General features: G+C 68.5%; 18 protein-coding genes. 12 read left to right on the top strand and 6 right to left on the bottom strand.

Annotated features, from left to right (window positions below):
- Positions 1–3 precede the first annotated feature (3 nt).
- Positions 4–576 carry a cob(I)yrinic acid a,c-diamide adenosyltransferase gene (locus OG801_RS08115; protein WP_045547381.1) on the bottom strand — a complete coding sequence of 191 codons (573 nt, stop codon included), beginning with the start codon at positions 574–576 and terminating at the stop codon, positions 4–6.
- 161 nt (positions 577–737) lie between these two features.
- Between OG801_RS08115 and OG801_RS08110 the strand changes: the two genes are divergently transcribed.
- The 6 genes from OG801_RS08110 (at position 738) to OG801_RS08085 (ending at position 6,739) form a co-directional block, all read left to right on the top strand.
- Positions 738–1,046, top strand: coding sequence for an STAS domain-containing protein (locus OG801_RS08110; protein WP_091047808.1), 309 nt, complete (start codon positions 738–740; stop codon positions 1,044–1,046).
- 72 nt (positions 1,047–1,118) lie between these two features.
- Entirely contained in the window at positions 1,119–3,146 is a 2,028-nt protein-coding gene (locus OG801_RS08105; RefSeq protein WP_406035094.1) for a protein meaA, read from the top strand.
- Between the two features lie 136 nt (positions 3,147–3,282).
- Entirely contained in the window at positions 3,283–3,708 is a 426-nt protein-coding gene (locus OG801_RS08100) for a DUF6069 family protein (RefSeq protein ID WP_406035092.1), read from the top strand.
- A 23-nt stretch (positions 3,709–3,731) separates the two neighbouring features.
- The gene (locus tag OG801_RS08095) at positions 3,732–4,625 is read left to right on the top strand and encodes an NAD(P)/FAD-dependent oxidoreductase (protein ID WP_406035090.1); all 894 of its coding nucleotides are present in this window, start codon (positions 3,732–3,734) and stop codon (positions 4,623–4,625) included.
- Between the two features lie 21 nt (positions 4,626–4,646).
- Positions 4,647–4,823, top strand: coding sequence for a hypothetical protein (locus OG801_RS08090; RefSeq protein WP_008362162.1), 177 nt, complete (start codon positions 4,647–4,649; stop codon positions 4,821–4,823).
- An 80-nt stretch (positions 4,824–4,903) separates the two neighbouring features.
- Positions 4,904–6,739, top strand: a complete 1,836-nt coding sequence (locus OG801_RS08085; protein WP_406035088.1) for a bifunctional metallophosphatase/5'-nucleotidase — start codon at positions 4,904–4,906, stop codon at positions 6,737–6,739.
- A 24-nt stretch (positions 6,740–6,763) separates the two neighbouring features.
- Here OG801_RS08085 and OG801_RS08080 read toward each other — a convergent pair whose 3' ends face one another.
- On the bottom strand, positions 6,764–6,967 hold the full coding sequence (locus OG801_RS08080) for a hypothetical protein (RefSeq protein ID WP_355226247.1): 204 nt from the start codon (positions 6,965–6,967) through the stop codon (positions 6,764–6,766).
- A gap of 134 nt (positions 6,968–7,101) precedes the next feature.
- Positions 7,102–7,791, bottom strand: a complete 690-nt coding sequence (gene nucS, locus OG801_RS08075) for an endonuclease NucS (protein WP_406035086.1) — start codon at positions 7,789–7,791, stop codon at positions 7,102–7,104.
- A gap of 88 nt (positions 7,792–7,879) precedes the next feature.
- On the opposite strand from nucS, the gene OG801_RS08070 reads away from it, so the two are divergent.
- Complete coding sequence (locus tag OG801_RS08070; RefSeq protein WP_406035084.1) at positions 7,880–9,046, top strand: 3-hydroxyacyl-CoA dehydrogenase NAD-binding domain-containing protein; 1,167 nt, start codon at positions 7,880–7,882, stop codon at positions 9,044–9,046.
- 118 nt (positions 9,047–9,164) lie between these two features.
- On the opposite strand, the gene OG801_RS08065 is transcribed toward OG801_RS08070, so the two are convergent.
- Entirely contained in the window at positions 9,165–9,671 is a 507-nt protein-coding gene (locus OG801_RS08065) for a polyketide cyclase (protein ID WP_406035082.1), read from the bottom strand.
- Positions 9,672–9,733: 62 nt separating this feature from the next.
- On the opposite strand from OG801_RS08065, the gene OG801_RS08060 reads away from it, so the two are divergent.
- Genes OG801_RS08060 through OG801_RS08045 form a run of 4 tightly spaced genes read left to right on the top strand, consistent with a single transcriptional unit; the run spans position 9,734 to position 14,887 of the window.
- On the top strand, positions 9,734–11,512 hold the full coding sequence (locus OG801_RS08060) for a 3-hydroxyacyl-CoA dehydrogenase family protein (RefSeq protein ID WP_406035080.1): 1,779 nt from the start codon (positions 9,734–9,736) through the stop codon (positions 11,510–11,512).
- A 47-nt stretch (positions 11,513–11,559) separates the two neighbouring features.
- Positions 11,560–12,348 (top strand): hypothetical protein, encoded by a 789-nt coding sequence (locus OG801_RS08055; RefSeq protein WP_355018988.1) that lies wholly within the window; start codon positions 11,560–11,562, stop codon positions 12,346–12,348.
- A 17-nt stretch (positions 12,349–12,365) separates the two neighbouring features.
- Positions 12,366–13,145: an alpha/beta fold hydrolase gene (locus OG801_RS08050; RefSeq protein ID WP_406035078.1), complete on the top strand. Its 780-nt coding sequence runs from the start codon at positions 12,366–12,368 to the stop codon at positions 13,143–13,145.
- Positions 13,146–13,195: 50 nt separating this feature from the next.
- Positions 13,196–14,887: an FAD-dependent oxidoreductase gene (locus OG801_RS08045; protein WP_406035077.1), complete on the top strand. Its 1,692-nt coding sequence runs from the start codon at positions 13,196–13,198 to the stop codon at positions 14,885–14,887.
- Between the two features lie 3 nt (positions 14,888–14,890).
- Here the strand turns inward: OG801_RS08045 and OG801_RS08040 are convergent, their stop codons facing one another.
- Positions 14,891–15,568 (bottom strand): TetR/AcrR family transcriptional regulator, encoded by a 678-nt coding sequence (locus OG801_RS08040; RefSeq protein ID WP_406035075.1) that lies wholly within the window; start codon positions 15,566–15,568, stop codon positions 14,891–14,893.
- Between the two features lie 44 nt (positions 15,569–15,612).
- Here OG801_RS08040 and OG801_RS08035 point away from each other — a divergent pair, with 44 nt between their 5' ends.
- Positions 15,613–17,028: a serine hydrolase domain-containing protein gene (locus OG801_RS08035; RefSeq protein ID WP_406035073.1), complete on the top strand. Its 1,416-nt coding sequence runs from the start codon at positions 15,613–15,615 to the stop codon at positions 17,026–17,028.
- Here the strand turns inward: OG801_RS08035 and OG801_RS08030 are convergent.
- Complete coding sequence (locus OG801_RS08030) at positions 17,010–18,299, bottom strand: DUF222 domain-containing protein (protein WP_406035071.1); 1,290 nt, start codon at positions 18,297–18,299, stop codon at positions 17,010–17,012. The two genes, OG801_RS08035 and OG801_RS08030, sit on opposite strands and share 19 nt — an antisense overlap.
- Positions 18,300–18,555 lie beyond the last annotated feature (256 nt).

Below are 18,555 nucleotides of genomic sequence, written 5' to 3'. Positions count from 1 at the left end.
GCCTCAGCGCTCGCCGCCCGGCACCCACAGGACGTCGCCCTGCTCGCGGTTGGCGTGCCGGGCGAGGATGAAGAGCAGGTCGCTGAGGCGGTTGAGGTAGGTGAGCGCGAGCTTGTTCATGGTCTCGCCGTGGACCTCGTACGCAGCCCAGGCCGCCCGCTCCGCGCGGCGCACGACGGTGCGGGCGACGTGCAGGTGGGCCGCGGCCACCGTGCCGCCGGAGAGGATGAACGAGCGGAGCTTCTCCAGAGGCTCGTTGTAGTCGTCGCACCAGGCCTCGAGCCGGTCGATGTAGGCCTGCTCGACGCGGAGCGGCGGATACTCGGGGTCGGCCACGACCGGGGTCGAGAGGTCGGCGCCCACGTCGAAGAGGTCGTTCTGGACGGTCGTCAGCACCTTCACGACGTCCTCGTCGATGCCGCCATGAGCCAGCGCGACACCGATCGCCGCCCCGGCCTCGTCGGTCGTCGCGTACGCCTCCAGTCGCAGATCGGTCTTGGCGGTCAGGCTCATGTCGCCGAGCCGGGTCTCACCGGCGTCGCCGGTGCGGGTGTAGATGCGCGTCAGGTTGACCATGCGCTGAGCCTATTCCGGCAGCCCATTTTCGGCGAACGTGGTCGATCGATAGAAAATTGGGACAAGAGTGACGAATGAGGCTGGTGAGGTGCAACCAATCGGAGCAACCGCGCGTCATAGTGGGCGAGAGGGAATCCACTTCCTGGGGGATGGAGGCAGGCATGGAGATCTTGATCGACGGGCCGACGCTGGTGCTGAGCGGAGATTTCGACGTACGCAGCACCTGGATGGCACGCAGCGTGATCTACGACCATCTCGACTCGGTGGAGGGTGACGTCGTGCTCGACGTCTCCGGCGTCAACAGCGCCGATGTGACGGCGCTGAAGCTGCTCGCCGTCGCGACCCGGCAGGCCCATGCCGAGGGCCGCCGACTCACCCTGCAGGGCTGCACCCCCGCGGTGCGCCGGATGCTCCACCTCTCGAGGCTCTATCGTGTTCTCGAGGTGGAGAACTCACCGCTCATCGCGTAGTCGGTGAAGGAGTGACATCTTCCACACCGGAGCCGGTTACTGATCGGTAACCGAGGGGCTAGCATGCCTCTTATGACGGACACCACGCCTTCGGGACAGAGCCGCCCGGCGAAGGATCGCTCGTGGCTGATGCGGACGTACGCCGGCCACTCGACCGCCGAGGCGTCCAACCAGCTCTATCGCAACAACCTCGCCAAGGGCCAGACCGGTCTCTCGGTCGCCTTCGACCTGCCCACGCAGACCGGCTACGACCCCGACAGCGTCCTCGCCCGCGGTGAGGTCGGCAAGGTGGGCGTGCCGATCATGCACATGGGGGAGATGCGCAAGCTCTTCGACCAGATCCCGCTCACCGAGATGAACACCTCGATGACGATCAACGCGACCGCCATGTGGCTGCTCGCGATGTATCAGGTCGCCGCCGAGGAGCAGAACCCCGGGATGGACCCGGCCGAGGTGGCCGCCAAGCTGGCCGGCACCACCCAGAACGACATCATCAAGGAGTATCTCTCCCGGGGGACGTACGTCTTCCCGCCGGAGCACTCCCTGCGGCTGATCAGCGACATGATCGCCTACACGGTCCACCAGATCCCGAAGTGGAACCCGATCAACATCTGCAGCTATCACCTGCAGGAGGCCGGGGCCACGCCGGTGCAGGAGATCGCCTACGCGATGTGCACCGCCATCTCGGTCCTCGACCAGGTCAAGGCCTCCGGTCAGGTGTCCGAGGAGGACTTCGGCAAGGTCGTCGGCCGGATCTCGTTCTTCGTCAACGCGGGCGTGCGGTTCGTCGAGGAGATGTGCAAGATGCGCGCCTTCGTCGAGCTGTGGGACGAGATCACCCGTGAGCGCTACGGCGTCGAGGACCCGAAGATGCGCCGGTTCCGCTACGGCGTACAGGTCAACTCCCTCGGCCTGACCGAGGCGCAGCCGGAGAACAACGTCCAGCGCATCGTGCTGGAGATGCTCGCGGTGACGCTGTCCAAGAACGCGCGGGCGCGCGCGGTGCAGTTGCCCGCCTGGAACGAGGCGCTCGGCCTCCCGCGTCCGTGGGACCAGCAGTGGTCGCTGCGCCTGCAGCAGGTGCTCGCCTACGAGTCCGATCTGCTGGAGTACGGCGACCTCTTCGACGGCTCGCCGGTCGTCGAGGCCAAGGTGGCCGAGCTCGTCGCGGGCGCCAAGGAGGAGATCGACCGGGTCCAGGCCATGGGCGGAGCGATCGCCGCGGTCGACACCGGCTACATGAAGTCCGAGCTGGTCTCCTCGCACGCGCGCCGTCGCGCCGCCATCGAGTCCGGCGAGGAGATCATCGTCGGCGTCAACAAGTTCACCACGACCGAGCCGAGCCCGCTGACCGCGGATCTGGACGCCGCGATCATGGTCGCCGACCCCCGCGCCGAGGAAGCCGCCAAGGCGTCCCTCGAGGCCTGGAAGGCCGAACGTGACGAGACGGCCGTCTCCGAGGCGCTCGCCGCCTTGGCCGCCGCCGCGAAGACCGACGCCAACCTGATGGAGGCCACCCTGGTCGCCGCCCGTGCGGGCGCGACCACGGGGGAGTGGGCCGGCACCCTGCGCGAGGTCTTCGGCGAGTTCCGGGCACCCACCGGCGTCTCCGGCGCCGTCGGTGCCGCCGAGGCCGGCGCCGAGCTGTCGGCCGTACGCGACCGGGTCAAGGCCACCGGCGAGGAGCTCGGCGTCAAGCTGCGCATGCTCGTCGGCAAGCCGGGTCTGGACGGTCACTCCAACGGTGCCGAGCAGGTCGCCGTCCGGGCCCGTGACGCCGGCTTCGAGGTCATCTACCAGGGCATCCGGCTCACCCCGGAGCAGATCGTCGCAGCGGCGGTCGCCGAGGACGTACACGTCGTCGGGCTCTCCATCCTCTCCGGTTCGCACATGTCGCTCGTGCCGTCGGTGGTCGAGGGTCTGCGCGAGGCGGGCCTGGGTGACGTACCCGTCATCGTGGGTGGCATCGTGCCGGAGTCCGACGCCAGGACGCTGATCCAGTCGGGGGTCGCGGCGGTCTACACGCCCAAGGACTTCAGCCTCACCGAGATCATGGCCGACATCGTCGAGGTCATCCGCAAGGCGAACGACCTCTCCTGACGGGCCTCTCCTGAGTCGACGCCCGACACGGCTCCCGAAAGAACTTCGGGAGCCGTGTCGATCCGGTGTCGTGGCCATTCGTGAAAGGGGCAGAGGGAGGCGGACAGCGCCTCCCGCCACTTCACGGGAGTACGAGATGTCCACGATCACCACCGCCCAGCAGACCACCCGCTCGACCCGCGCCGCCGCTCGCAAGCCTGTCTGGCTCCATGGCCTCGCTGCCACGGTCGTCGCCAGCGCGGTCGTCACCGTCCTCGCCGCGGCCGCCTCGGCGGCCGGCGTGAGCTTCGAGACCGCCAGCGGCACGATCCCGCTCGCCGGCTACGCCCAGCTGACCGCCCTCTTCTCGCTCATCGGGGTCGCGATGGCCGCGGTGATGGCCCGCGTGGCCCGCCGCCCGCGACGTACGTTCGTGGTCACCACCGTCGTGCTGACCGTCGCCTCGCTCGTCCCCGACGTCACCTTCGGCTTCGACGCCGCCAGCGCGGTCGTCCTGATGCTCCTGCACGTCGTCGCCGCCGTCATCGTCATCCCGGTGCTGGCTCGTCGCCTCGCCCGGTGATCGGGCCTAGTAGCCTGCCGTGCATGCGAGTATCGGTGGTCGGAGCCGGAGTCATCGGGCTCTCGTGCGCGGTGCGGCTGCTGGAGGCCGGTCACGAGGTCAGCGTGATCGGCCGGGAGCGCACGAGCGGCACCACCTCGGCGGTGGCCGGCGGGTTCTGGTTCCCCTACCTCGCCGAGCCGCGCGACCGGGTGACTGCCTGGGCGGCCGAGACCTTCCGAGAGCTCGCCCGGCTGGTCGAGGAGGAGCCGGAGGCCGGCGTACGCATGGTGCACGGCACCCAGCACAACCCCGAGGCCGACCTGTGGTGGGCCGAGCCGCTCACCGACCTGACCGTGACCGAGGGCCGCGCCGAGTTCACCGTCCCGATCGCGGAGATGCCGGTCTACCTGCCCTGGCTCGAGCGGCGGATCACCGCGGCGGGCGGGAACATCACGACCGGGACCGTCGACGATCTGGCGAGTCTGGACGCCGACGTCGTGGTCAACGCGACCGGACTCGGCTCGCGGGAGCTGGTCGGCGACAGCAGCCTCTACCCGGTGCAGGGCCAGATCGTCGTCCTCGGGCCGGGCGCCACCGAGGAGTGGCTGGAGGCCGAGGGCGACGCCCCCTCCTACGTCTTCCCGCGCGGTGGCGACACCATCGTCGGAGGTACGTCGGTGCCGCACGCCTGGGACCAGAGCCCGGACCCGCGTACGGCTGAACGGATCCTCGCCGACGCCACCGAAGCCGTGCCGGAGATCGCGAATGCCGAGGTCAGGGCCCATCTGGTCGGCCTCCGCCCGGCCCGGCCCTCGGTCCGGCTGGAGCGCGAGGGGCGGGTGGTGCACTGCTACGGCCACGGCGGCGCCGGGGTGACGCTGAGCTGGGGTTGCGCCTCCGAGGTGGCCTCGCTCGTGGAAGTAAGGCACGCCTAACCCTGCTGTTACCCTTCGAGCGTGGGCAAGAAGAGGAAGCCTCCCAAGACGGAGTGCTGCGTGTCGAAGTCGCGCTGCAAGCGGTGCCCGATCCGGATGCTCAAGGAAGGCACCCTGCCCGAGGGGATGACGGTCAAGAAGCGCCGTCTGGTCACCCTCGACGGCAAGCCGGTCAAGAAGAAGCATCTGGCTGCTTGACGGAAGGCGCCGCCAAGTTGCGTCCGAGGTGGTAGGAATTGCCTTGCATTCGATTACCTACTCGCGCAAGGACGTTACCGATGCCTCACGCCACCCGCCGCTCTGTCCTGTCCGGTGCTGCTGTCACGGGCGCCGCGGCGCTGAGCGCTGCCGGTTACACCGCCGCCCCTGCCCATGGTGTGAACGGCGGGCGCAAGCCCGACACCGTTCGGCTGACTGTGCTCGGTACGACCGACCTGCACGGCAACGTCTTCAACTGGGACTACTACAAGAACGCCGAGTTCTCGAACAGCGCCGGTAACGAGATCGGCGTCGCCAAGGTCAAGACGCTGATCGACGCCGTCCGCGAGGATCGTCGCGGCGAGCCGATCCTCACCATCGACGCCGGTGACACCATCCAGGGCACCCCGCTGGCCTACTACTACGCCCGGATCGACCCGATCACCGAGGGGGCGATCCACCCGATGGCGCGGGCGATGAACCTGGTCGGCTACGACGCCGCGGCGCTCGGCAACCACGAGTTCAACTACGGCATCGACACGATCCGGAAGTTCGAGGAGCAGGTGAACTTCCCGATGCTCGGCGCCAACGCGGTCGACCCGTCGACCAAGCTGCCGGTCTTCCCGCCCTACATCATCAAGGACTACGACCTGGGCCGCGGCCGCCGTCTCCGCGTCGGTGTGCTCGGTCTGACCAACCCCGGCATCGCGATCTGGGACAAGGCCAACGTCGAGGGGAGGATGGAGTTCCCGGGGCTGGTCGAGCAGGCCAAGATCTTCGTGCCCGAGCTCAAGAAGGCCGGCTGCGACCTGGTGATCATCAGTGCCCACTCCGGCGCCGACACCTCCAGCTCCTACGGCGACGAGCTGCCCCCTGAGAACGCCTCGACCCTCGTCGCCGAGCAGGTGGCGGACGTCGACGCGATCCTCGTCGGCCACGCCCACCGGGAGATCACGCAGCGCTACGTCACCAACACCGAGACCGGCAAGCAGGTGCTGCTGACCGAGCCGCTCTACTGGGGCATGCGCGTCTCCGTGATGGACCTGGTCGTACGCCGCGAGAAGCGTCACGGAAGGCCCCGCTGGGTCCTGCAGTCGGCGACCTCGCAGACGCTCAACTCCAACACCGTGGACCCCGACCCGGAGGTCTCGGCCGCCGTGCAGGAGCAGCACGACGTCGTGGTCTCCTACGTCAACTCCGTCGTCGGCACCTCGGCGGTGGAGATGCTGGCCGCGCGGGCGGTCGTCGAGGACGTACCCATCATCGACTTCGTCAACTTCGTCCAGGCCGACGCGGTCAAGGCGGCATTGACCGGCTCCGACGCGGAGCTGCCGGTCATCTCGATCGCGGCCCCGTTCAGCCGCGCCGCGGCCTTCCCCGCAGGCGAGGTGACCGTACGCGACGTGGCCGGCCTCTACATCTACGACAACACCCTGATGGCGGTGCGCATCACCGGCGCGCAGCTCAAGGACTACCTCGAGTTCACCGCCCGCTACTTCAAGCAGGTCAGCGGCACCGGCCCGTTCCCGATCGACGCCGTGACCAACGCGCCGACCGACACCGCGCCCAACGGCACGCCCGATTACAACTTCGACACCATCGCGGGCCTGGACGCGGCTCTGACCTACGACATCGACATCTCGGTCGGGGTGGGCTCGCGGATCACCAACCTCGCCTACGACGGCGTCGCGGTGACCGACGGGCAGGAGTTCGTGCTCGCGATCAACAACTACCGTCAGTCCGGTGGCGGCGGCTTCCCGCACGTCACCGACGCCACCGTGGTCTACAACCAGCAGGTCGAGATCCGGCAGCTGCTCATCGACTGGGTCACCGAGCACCAGGTCATCGACCCGGCCGCGTTCGCCTCGGTCGACTGGCGCCTCGTCTCCGGTGGTGAGCCCATCACCGTGGAGTAGCCGCCACGGCGGTTGGGCGACGGGTCAGCGGGGGTTGGCCCAGTTGAGCAGCTGGCTCATCGAGATCAGCAGGTCGTCCAGCCGCCGTTCCACGCTGTCCAGGCGCGCGTTGACACTGTCGATCGCCGCGTCGGTGCGCTCCATCCGGCTCTTGATCGCATGGAACTCTGCCGTGTGCATCTGCTGCATCGTCAGGAGATCGATCATGATCGCCTCGACGTCGCTCACGGACAGGCGGCCCCCAACGCCATGCCCCGAGTAGTTCATGGACATGGCGTGAATCTTGTCACGCTGTTCCTACTCAAAGGTAAGGAAAGGCGTTTCCCCTGTGTGAACTTGCCTGACCGTGCACCAACTGTTGGTCAGAAGAGTCTCTCGGTCGGATCATCGAGGCCGCGGAGTGCGTCGTAGTCGACGATCGCGCAGGTGATGCCGCGGTCCTCGGCCAGCACGCGGGCCTGCGGCTTGATCGCCTGAGCGGCGAAGATGCCCCTCACCGGGGCCAGCAGCGGGTCGCGGTTGAGCAGCTCGAGATAGCGGGTCAGCTGCTCGACGCCGTCGATCTCACCGCGCCGCTTGATCTCGACAGCGACCGACTTCCCGGCAGCGTCGCGGCACATCAGGTCGACCGGCCCGATCGCGGTCGGGTACTCCCGGCGTACGAGGGTCAGCCCTTCGCCCAGCGTCGCCGGGTGGTCGGCGAGGAGCTCTTGGAGGTGCTTCTCGACGCCGTCCTTCTGCAGGCCGGGGTCGATGCCGAGGTCGTGCGAGGTCTCGTGGTGGATCTCGTCGATCAGGATCCGCAGGGTGTCGTCAAGCCCCTTGGATGTGCTCCGTGAGGTGACGGTCCACTCGACGCGGCCGTCCTCGGACTTGCCCTCCGAGAGGGTGCAGGGCGGCGACATCCAGTTGAGGGGCTTGTAGGAGCCCCCGTCGGAATGGACCAGCACCGATCCGTCGGCCTTGAGCATCAACACCCTGGTGGCCATCGGAAGGTGGGCGGTGAGCCGCCCCGCGTAGTCGACCTGGCAGGTGGCAACGACGAGTCTCACCGGAAGAACGTATCGCATGGCCCCATGTGAGCAGCGTCACGCCACTAGGGGTTACTCATGGGTAATAAATTTGGCAGTCTTCCGTCGCATGACGGTTTCGACCCAGGGTTCCATCCACGACGTGCTCGTGCTGCCCTACCTCAACCACGCCATTCGCATACTCGAGTCGGGCTACGCCACCGCCACCGACATCGACAACGCCATGTGCTTCGGCTGCGGCTACCCCCAGGGGCCGCTGGCCACGGCCGACGAGATCGGCGCCGTCGCCGTACGCGACGCCCTGCTCGCCCGCTTCGAGGAGACCGGCGACAACCTGCACAAGCCCGCCGACCTGCTCACCAAGGTCGCCGGCGAGGCCGGGACGTTCGCCGCGGTGGCCGGGGACCACGCCAAGGCTCCGGAGCTGCGCCACACGATCGAGAGGATCGGCGTGGTCGGCGCCGGCACGATGGCCTCGGGCATCGTCCAGGTCTTCGCCCAGGCCGGGTACGACGTCGTCTTCGTCGGCCGCTCCCAGGAGAAGCTCGACGGGGTCGTCGCCGGCATCACCAAGTCGCTCGACAAGGCCATCGCGAAGGGCCGCTCGGACGAGGAGACCAAGGCCGCGGTGCTCGGCCGCCTCACCGGTAGCACCTCGCGCGAGGATCTCGGCGAGGCCGACCTGATCGTCGAGGGCATCGCCGAGGACCTCGAGGTCAAGACCGAGCTCTTCAAGGACCTCGACCGGATCGCCAAGCCGGGGGCGATCCTCGCGACGACGACCAGCTCGATGCCGATCACCGAGCTCGCCAAGGTGACCGCACGCCCCGGTGACGTCATCGGGATGCACTTCTTCAACCCCGCGCCGGTCATGAAGCTCGTCGAGGTGGTCACCACCGACCTCACCTCGCCCGAGGTCGATGAGACCGTGCGCGCACTGTCCACCGCGGTCAAGAAGGTCCCGGTCTCCTGCGGCGACCGCTCCGGCTTCATCGTCAACGCGCTGCTGTTCCCCTACCTCAACGACGCGATCAAGCTGCACGAGTCCGGCGTCGCCATCGCCGAGATCGACGCCGCGATCAAGGAGACCGCGGGCTTCCCGATGGGCCCCTTCGAGCTCCTCGACGTGGTCGGCAACGACGTCTCCCTGGCCATCCAGTCCGAGCTCCGCAACGAGTTCGGCGAGCCCGGGTTCGAGCCCGCCGCACTCCTGGTCGAGAAGGTCCAGGAAGGCAAGCTCGGCCGCAAGACCGGCGAGGGCTTCCACACCTACTGATCTCCGGCCCCGCTGAGAAGTCACGTACGTCGGCCGAGGCGTCACCTACGCGAGTCGAGTCGGCACTTCGGTGCCGACTCGATTCGCGCGAGTGACGCCTCGGCATGCGGGGCCTCGATCAGGGGCGGGGGTAGCCGCGGCGTACGGCTCGTTCAAGGATTCCCAGGGTGGCCCGGATGGACTTCTGGTCGATGACCGGGAAGATCGCCTTCCACTCGGGCAGAGCGGTGGACCAGTCGCAGTACGAGGTGACCCGGGTGTCGCCGGAGTCGAGCTGCTCCAGCTCGTAGCCGAAGCGGTGGCCGATGGGCGGCTTGATGGTGCCTTCGATGGTCCACTCGATCGCCCGGTCGGGTTCGAACCCGGTGACGATCACGGTGACGTCGTACTTGCCGAGCGGGTAGTCGCCGAGGGCCTCGCGGTCCATGTGGACGACGAATCGGTCGCCGACCGCGCCCACCGGCGATCCCTCCGCGGACTGGAGCATGCCGGCGGCGTCGATGGCCACATGGCCGTCGGGGTCGATGAGAACGGCGAAGATGTCGGTGGGGGAGGCGGGGATGATCCGCTCGGCGTCGATGCGTTCGGCCTCGATGCGTTCGGCGGCCTGGGTCTGGTCGGTCACAGCGCCCGAATCTAGCGGCATCACCGGCGTGCCGGACGTCACCCCATGGCAGGATGCGGGGCATGAGTGAGCGCACGATCGAGACAGTCGGAGTCGTCGGCCTGGGCACCATGGGTGCCGGGATCGCGGAGGTGTTCGCCCGCAACGGGTTCACCGTGGTCGGGGTGGAGCGGGACGAGGAGGGCCTCGAGCGTGGCAAGGCCCACCTGGCGCACTCGACGGGTCGCGCGGTCAAGCGCGGCAAGCTCAGCGAGGAGGAGCAGGAGGCGCTGCTCGGCCGGATCTCCTTCGCCACCGATGCGACGGCGCTCAAGGACGTCGACATGGTCGTCGAGGCGGTCGTGGAGTCGCTGGAGCTGAAGAAGTCGATCCTCGCCACCCTCGACGAGATCGTGGCTCCCGAGACGATCCTGGCGACCAACACCTCGTCGCTGTCGGTGACCGAGATCTCGACCGCCTCCAACCACCCGGGGCGAGTCGTCGGCGTGCACTTCTTCAACCCCGCTCCGGTGCAGAAGTTCGTCGAGATCGTACGCACCGTGGTGACCGAGCCCGAGGTGCTCGAGGACGTGCGCGAGGTCGTCGGCAAGGTCGGCAAGTCGCCGGTCGTCTGCGGCGACCGGGCCGGGTTCATCGCCAACGCGCTGCTCTTCGGCTACCTGAACCACGCGGTCTCGATGTTCGAGGGCCACTACGCCACCCGCGAGGACATCGATACCGCGATGCGGCTGGGCTGCGGCTACCCGATGGGACCGCTGGCGCTGCTGGACCTGATCGGCCTGGACACCTCCTACGAGATCCTCGACACGATGTACCGCCAGGGCCGCGACCGGCTGCACGCCCCCGCGCCGATCCTCAAGCAGATGGTCACCGCCGGGATGCTCGGCCGAAAGTCGGGCCGCGGCTTCTACACCTACGAGGCCGCCGACTCGCCGGTCGTCGTCCCGGACGCGCTGACCCCGAGCGCCGACGCCACCCACGAGCTGCGCCGTTCCATCGCCAAGGTAGGCGTCGTCGGGACCGGAACGATGGCGTCGGGGATCGTCGAGGTCTTCGCCAAGGGCGGTTACGACGTGACGTACGTCGGGCGCAGCCCCGACAAGGTCGACGGTGTCGCCGCGCGGATCACCAAGAGCCTCGACAAGGCGATCGGACGGGGCAAGCTGGAGGAGTCGGCGAAGCCGGAGATCCTCAGCCGGCTCACCGGCACGACTTCCCTGGACGACCTGGCCGACGTCGACATCGTCGTGGAGGCTATCGCCGAGGACCTGGCCATCAAGACCACGCTCTTCGAGAACCTCGACGACATCTGCAAGCCGGGCGCGATCCTGGCGACCACGACCTCGAGCCTGCCGGTCATCGAGCTGGCGAAGGTGACCAAGCGGCCGTCCGACGTCGTCGGGATGCACTTCTTCAACCCGGCGCCGGTGATGAAGCTGGTCGAGGTCGTCTCCACCGTGACCACGGACGAGGAGGTCTCCGAGACCGTCCGCGCCCTCTGCAAGGAGGTCGGCAAGTCGCCGGTCTCGTGCGGTGACCGGGCCGGCTTCATCGTCAACGCGCTGCTCTTCCCCTACCTCAACGACGCGGTCAAGATGCTCGAGGGTCACTACGCGACCGCCGACGACATCGACACCGCGATGAAGCTCGGCTGTGCGCTGCCGATGGGTCCGTTCGAGCTGCTCGACGTCGTCGGCAACGACGTCTCGCTGGCCATCGAGCGCGAGCTCTACCTGGAGTTCCGCGAGCCGGGCTTCGCGCCCGCGCCGCTGCTGGAGCACCTGGTCACCGCCGGTTACCTCGGCCGCAAGACCGGCAAGGGCTTCCGCGACTACTCCTGACAAGAGGTCACTCCCGGCCCGACCACCGTGGCAGTACGCTGAAAGACGTGGGACTTCTGATCGCACTTCTCATCGTCGTCGCGGTGATCGGGACCGTGGTAGTGACCAGCAAGCGTTCGCAGGCGCGAGCGCTGGAAAAGCAGCGCGCTGACCTCGAGCCGGTCAAGCAGCTCGCCTTCGAGGACGTGACCGCCTTCGGTGAAGAGCTGCAGAGGCTTGACCTGGACATGGCCGGCAAGGAGCTCGACGAGGGCGCCAACGCCGACTACCAGCGCGCGCTGGACGAATACGAGACGGCCAAACGCACCGTCGACAAGATGACCGTGCCCGACGACGTCAAGAAGATCACGACGATCGTCGAGGACGGCCGCTACGCGATCGCCTGCGTCGAGGCACGCGTCGCCGGCGAGCCGCTGCCGAAGCGCCGTCCGCCGTGCTTCTTCGACCCCCGCCACGGGCTCTCGGTCGAGGACGTGGCCTGGGCGCCGCCGGGCGGCACCAGCCGTGACGTACCCGCCTGTGCGCTCGACGCCGAGCGCGTCAAGGTCGGCGCGGAGCCCGACACCCGCAAGGTGATGGTCGGCAACGAGCGCGTTCCCTACTGGCAGGGTGGCCCGGCCTACCGGCCCTACGCCGCCGGCTACTTCGGCGCCTTCTCGCCGATGGACTGGATGTTCGCCGGGCTGATGTTCAGCGCGTTCGGCGGCTTCGACGCCTTCGGCGAGATCGGCGAGGGCATGGGCGACGCGATCGGCGGCATCGGCGAGGGCATGGGCGACATGTTCGGCGGGATCGGCGACGGCATCGGCGACATGTTCGACGGCTTCGATTTCTAGCGGCGTACGCTTCCCCGGTGCCACCACTTCATACGCTCGAGCTCGGCGACGCCGGAAGTCGGGTTGTCTTCCTGCACGGACTCTTCGGACAGGGACGCAACTGGAACACGCTCGGCAAGCAGCTGGCCGACAAGCATCGGGTCACGCTCGTCGACCTGCCGCACCACGGTCGCTCTCCGCAGCCTGACACCTTCGACTACCTCGACGTGACCGCGGCCGTCGCCGAGCTGCTCTCGGCCGACGACCCCGCGACCGTGGTCGGCCACTCGATGGGCGGCAAGGTGGCGATGCTGCTCGCGATCACCCGCCCCGAGCTGGTCGCGAAGCTCGTCGTGGCCGACATGTCCCCGGTCGTCTACGAGCGCGTCGGCGGATTCAAGACGTACGTCGACGCCATGCAGAGCCTCGACCTGGACCGCATCACCCGACGCGAGGAGGCCGACGCCGGGATGCAGGAGGCGGTCCCGGACCCGACGATCCGCGGCTTCCTGCTGCAGAACCTGCGCCGCGACGGCGACAGCTGGCGCTGGTCCATGAATCTCCCCGTCCTGGGCCGCGACCTGGACCGCATCGGCGACTGGCCGGCCGACGAGCTGAAGGCGTACGACCCGTACGACGGGCCCGTGATGTGGGTGGCCGGCGAGCTGTCCAACTACGTCACCGACGAGTACGCGTCGGCGATGAAGGAGTGGTTCCCGCGCTACCGCAAGGTGACGATCAAGGGCGCCGGGCACTGGGTCCACTCCGAGAAGCCGGAGACCTTCCTCGCGGCCCTTCGCCAGTTTCTCGGCGACTGAGACACCGAAACAGACGGAGTGCCTGCCGAGCCGCGTCTACGCTGTGCGGCATGGAGCGTGACAAGCCAGTCATCGTGCTGGTCGGCGGCGAGCACGCCGACGTCGTCGAGCGGGAGTTCCGGGCCCGGTATGACCGTGACTACCGGATCGAGCCGGTGGTGGGCTTCGCCGCGGGTCTCGACAGGACACGCTCCCTCGTGGCCGAGGGTGCGCAGATCGCGATGGTCGCCGCCGAGCACGTCCTCGACGAAGGCACCTCGATCGAGTTCCTGCACCACGTACCGGCCATCGTGGCGACGGCACGTCGCGTGGCGCTGGTCTCGTGGGATGACTTCGCCGATGCGCTCGACGACCTGCGCGCCGCGGCGCTCCAGCGCGAGATGGACACCTTCGTGCTCATCCCGCGCGGCCCGCGGGACGAGGAGTTCCATACCGCGCTGATCGAGCTGCTCTCCGAATGGGGGTGGTCGGTGGGCAGACCCCTGGTGACCGTGACCGACGTCGTGGCCGAGCCAGGCGACCGCGACGCGGCGGCGGTGCGCGACCTGCTGGAACGGATGGGCTTCCCGCATCGCTCGCTGGGGCCGAGCGACGACGAGGCGCAGGAGCTCATCGAGGCCGCCGGTCCGGGGGCACGGCTGCCTCTGGTTCGTACCTTCACGGGACGCGTGGTCTCCGGGGCGACGGCGGCGACGGCCGCCGAGGCCATCTATGGCGGGTTCGACGAGATTCCGGAGGGCGTGATCGCCGATGTCGCCATCGTGGGCGGCGGACCGGCGGGCCTCGCGGCGGCGGTCTATGCGGCGTCGGAGGGGTTGGCGACGGTCCTCGTGGAGCGCGACGCGATCGGCGGCCAAGCGGGCTCCAGCTCCATGATCCGCAACTACCTCGGCTTCCCGCGCGGGATCTCAGGCATGCGCCTCGCCCAGCGATCCCGCATCCAGGCCGGACGGTTCGGTGCGCGCTTCTTCACCGGACGCCCGGTGACCCGGATCGAGCCAGGCCCGGCCGACGAGCCCGAGCACCAGCACGTGCACGTGCGCGGCGCGCAGTTCTGCGCCCGTACGGTCGTGCTCGCGATGGGCGTGACCTACCGGCGTCTCGGGGTCGCCGGCGTGGACGACCTCGTGGGTGCGGGGGTCTACTACGGGGCCGCGACGTCGATGGCGCGCGAGATGCAGGACCGTGCCGTCTTCGTGATCGGCGGGGGCAACTCGGCCGGGCAGGCGGCCATCCACCTCGCCAAGTTCGCGAGCGAGGTGACGATCCTGGTCCGCCGTCACGAGCTCGCGGAGACCATGTCGGCCTATCTGGTGCGTGAGATCGAGGCGACGTCGAACATCCAGGTCCGGACCCGCACGGTCGTCGCCGACGGCGGGGGCGAGGGCCAGCTGGAGTGGTTGCGACTGGAGAACCTGGACACCGGCGAGGACATCAAGACCGCTGCCGACGGCCTCTTCTGCCTGCTCGGAGCGGAACCCGACTGTGCGTGGCTGGCGGAGGCGGTGGCGCTCGACGAGCACGGGTTCGTCCTGACCGGCCGCGACGTACCGCGAGACGCGTGGGTCGAGGGGAACCCGCCTGCGAGCCTGGAGACGACCGTGCCGGGCGTCTTCGCTGTCGGCGACGCGCGCGCCGGATCCATGAAACGGGTCGCCTCTGCGAGCGGCGAGGGCGCCTCGGTGCTCCCACTGGTGCACGCCCACCTCGCGCGGATGCGCGCTCGGGAGTTCGGCGCCTGAGCCCTAGGACGGCGGGCAACGCCAGGGCTCGATGGGGTCCGTCCTGGTCGGCGGCTGAGACTCTTTCGCGCATCGGCCGACGAACACGCTCGCCATCCGGGCGGCGATGGCGGCCCTCGCTCGGCTCCGGGCACCATCGTCCTGGTCGAGGAGCAGGCGCGCGGCGAGCCCTTGGGTCAGGGCGAACGCAGCCTCCCCTTCGAGGAGGCTGTCGGTCTCGGGGGTGACCTCCCCGCAGGCCATCCCGTTCCTCACCGCCTGGGTGATCCGGTCGCGAAGTCGCCGGTCGAAGGTCCGCTGGTGCTCTGCGAGGGTCGGGCTGTCGAGCGCGAGGCCGGCGAAGGCGTGCCGGAGATAGGTCTCGCTCTGGTGGGTGGGGCTCAGCGGAAGCAGTTCCAGCAGACCTGCTCCCAGCATGTGTTCGATCCGCGCATGGTCGCGCTCCGCGCGGATGATCGCCGCGTCGACCCGACCCTCGATGTCGCCCAGCAGACGGCTCAGGGTGTCGGCCAGCAGCGACTCCTTGGAGTCGTAGTAGTGCTGCACCAGGCCGACGGAGATGCCTGCGGCCTTGGCGGTCCCGGCGATGGTCACGGCACCGAGCCCGGAGGCGAGTGCGAGCTCGCGTACACCCGTGGTGATCTGGGCGCGTCGGCTGTCATGGTCTGCGGTCCTGGGCATAAATCAGATGATAACAATATGTCCATATGGTTATTCTCGAGGACATGGATGTTTCTCGACTTCGGGCAAGTGCCTTCGCCGCCGCGGCGGCAGCGATCGTGTTGATCACCTCTCCGGCGTCAGCGGACGTGCCGACTGAGACGGATGATGCGGTCGAGGCGTACGTCGAGAGCTGGCGCGAAGCCAACGGCGTTCCAGGTGCGGCGGTCGCGGTCATCGACGGCGACGAGGTGCGGACCTACATCTCGGGCGAGGACGGTGACGGGACTCCGGTGTCCCGCGAGACTCCGTTCTTGGTCGGTTCGGTCGCCAAGACCTTCACCAGTGCGCTGGTGCTCGGCCTGGTCGAGGACGGCCGACTCCGACTCGACGATCCAGTGGGCCGGTATCTGACATGGCTGGACGCGCCGCGAGTCACAGTGCGTCAGCTCCTCACGCACACGGCCGGCTATACCGCCCTTGACGGACTCGCTGTCTCGGAGCGGTTCGACAACGGCCCCGGTGCGCTGCGTCGGGCGGCCCGCGATCTCGAGCACAACGGGACGCCGGGGGAGTACGCGTACAACAGCGCCGACTACCTCGTGCTGGGCGCCTTGGTCGAGGAGGTCACCGGCAGGTCGTTCGCTGCCGTCGCGGAGGAGTCCCTCTTCGGGCCGCTCGGGATGACGCACACCAGTGCCGATGCCGACGATGCTGCGGCGCTGCCGGCCGGTCATCGCCACTGGTGGTCGTGGACGCGGGCCTACCAGCCCGGCTTCGACGAGTCCGGCGCCTCCTACGGGTACGTCATCTCGACGATCGATGATCTGGTGGTGTACGCCCGGGCCAATCTGGCTGGTCAAGTACTGCCGCCCAACATCGAGAGCGACGCCTGGAGCATTCAGGAGGTCACCGGGCAGGGGCGCGGCTATGGCTACGGCTGGAGTGTCCAGGACGGTGATCGCCGCCGTGTTCACCACACCGGTGCCACCCCTGGGTACTTCGCTCATCTCTCCCTCCTCCCCGGAGAGGACCGGGCTGTGGTCGTGCTGGCCAACTCCTACGCCGAGAAGCGCGCGCCGAGCCTGAGTGCCGCGGCTGCGGACATCGACGAGATCGCGCGCGGGGGATCGGCAACCGTCAAGGACGGTGACCCGTTGCTGTCTGCAGCGCCTTGGCTGTTGGCCGGATCCGTCCCGATCGGTCTGTTGCTCGCTCTGGCCGCCCGTCGCATCCCGGGTTCGTCGCCGCTCAGCTGGGTCTGCGCGGTGGCTGCGGGCTTGGCTGCGATGGGCCTGATTCTGCTGCCGAGACTGCTGGGCGCGTCGTTCGGCTTCGCCGTCATCTGGTTGCCCGATCTCGCCGTCGGTGTCGCGGCAGGCAGCGTGACACTGCTGGTCGTGGCGGTTTCTTGCGTCATTCGCCGGGGAAGTCTTCGTCGTCGTACGTCCGACGCGGTGGATCAGGCCGCGAGGGTGTGATCGCGGAGTATGCGGCGCAGCCTGAGCTCTGCTGGCGATAGTGGCGGATCTGGTGCCCAGGTGTCGGGCGGCGGGCTGGTGTAGGTGTGGCCCGTGGGTGTGGTGGTGATGATGGTGCCGTCGGGTCTTGGCCTGGCCCGCCATCCGAGGGCTTCTTTGGCCTGGTTGCATCGTTCGCACAGGCCCTGCAGGTTCTCGGCTCTGGTTTCGCCGCCGTCTGCGTGGCGTTCGACGTGGTCGATGTTGCGGATCGGGGCGTCGCAGCCGTTGGTCCTGCAGATCCCGCCATCACGGGTCGCGATGAACTCCGCGAGCCCGTCGGGTGCTTTGCGGGCACGTGATTCCATGGCGACCAGTTGCCCGGCGGGGTCGGTGAACAGGCGACGGACGAAGACCTCGGCGTCGTTGAGCGCCTCGCGGGCCCACGTTGCGGGGACGGGTCCGTAGCCCTCGACCATGGCCGGCTGATCGCCGGTGTTGGTGAGGGAGTCGGCGGTCATCACGATCTTGACCTCGATCCGGGGCTTGGCTCCCTCAGTGCGGCCGGTGACTCGGTCGACGAGGGTGTCGGCCATGACCTGACCCCGGCTGCGTTCATCGCCGGCAGCGTGGGCAGCCTTCGCTGCCTGGTCCAGTGCGGCGTAGACGGCGACGCCGTCCTTGACGGGCAGGAGCGCGCCGAGCCAGGTCATCGTGTCCGGTGCCGGGCGGAGGCTGACGCGGCGGTCTTTCACGGCGTTCGCGGCCCGGGCCATGACAGATGCCTGGTCGAGCGTGATGGCGATCGTCTTGGCGGCGTTCTCGAGCTGGCGTAGCCCCATCGACACCGCACGAGCCGGTTCACCGTTCAAGCCGGGTGTGCAGAGCTCCTGGTCGATGACCCGACGGTCCTCCACCGAGAGGCACGCGGTTTCGCGGGCCAGGATGGTGGCCTGCCATTGCGAGAACAGCCCGGCCTTCATCAGGGCGAAGGTGTGCGGCATCTCGTTGATCAGGATCTTCGCGAGCCCGAGCAGTTTGGCGCCCTTCTCGGGTGAGACCCGTCGCGCCAACGCGATCTGCGAAGCGACACCCTCGCCAAGCCTGCGGGCAGGAACCCCAGCCTCGGCCTGGCGGGCGCGGACGGCTTCGTCGAGACGTACTGCCGCTTCTGCCTGGACCGCCTCAGCGGTGCACTTGATCTCTTCGAGACGCGAGATCCAGTCGACCAGTTCAGCCTCGGACGCACCCGGAGGCGGCCCTGTGAGGAGGTGGTCGATGGTCTCGTACATAGGCTTTATTATATGCGCAAGGCGACCGTGGCGCGACCTATTTGTGCTGGTCAGATGACAGTTACGCAGTCAGCGAACAAGCAACGGAGCTCCGCGCCACTCTCTCGCCGCCGCCCCGATATAGGCGAAATCTTTCTCGATCGGGTGCCGGGTCAAGGACCGCGAAGCGGCCGGCGAAGCCGGCGGGCGAAGCCCGTCCTTGACGCGGCGCACGATCGAGAAACACTCAAGGCCGGGTCGGCGGCGAACCTTGAAA

The organism is Nocardioides sp. NBC_00163, from assembly GCF_045206295.1.
Lineage (GTDB): Bacteria > Actinomycetota > Actinomycetes > Propionibacteriales > Nocardioidaceae > Nocardioides.
This window is presented reverse-complemented; position numbering and strand designations above follow the sequence as displayed.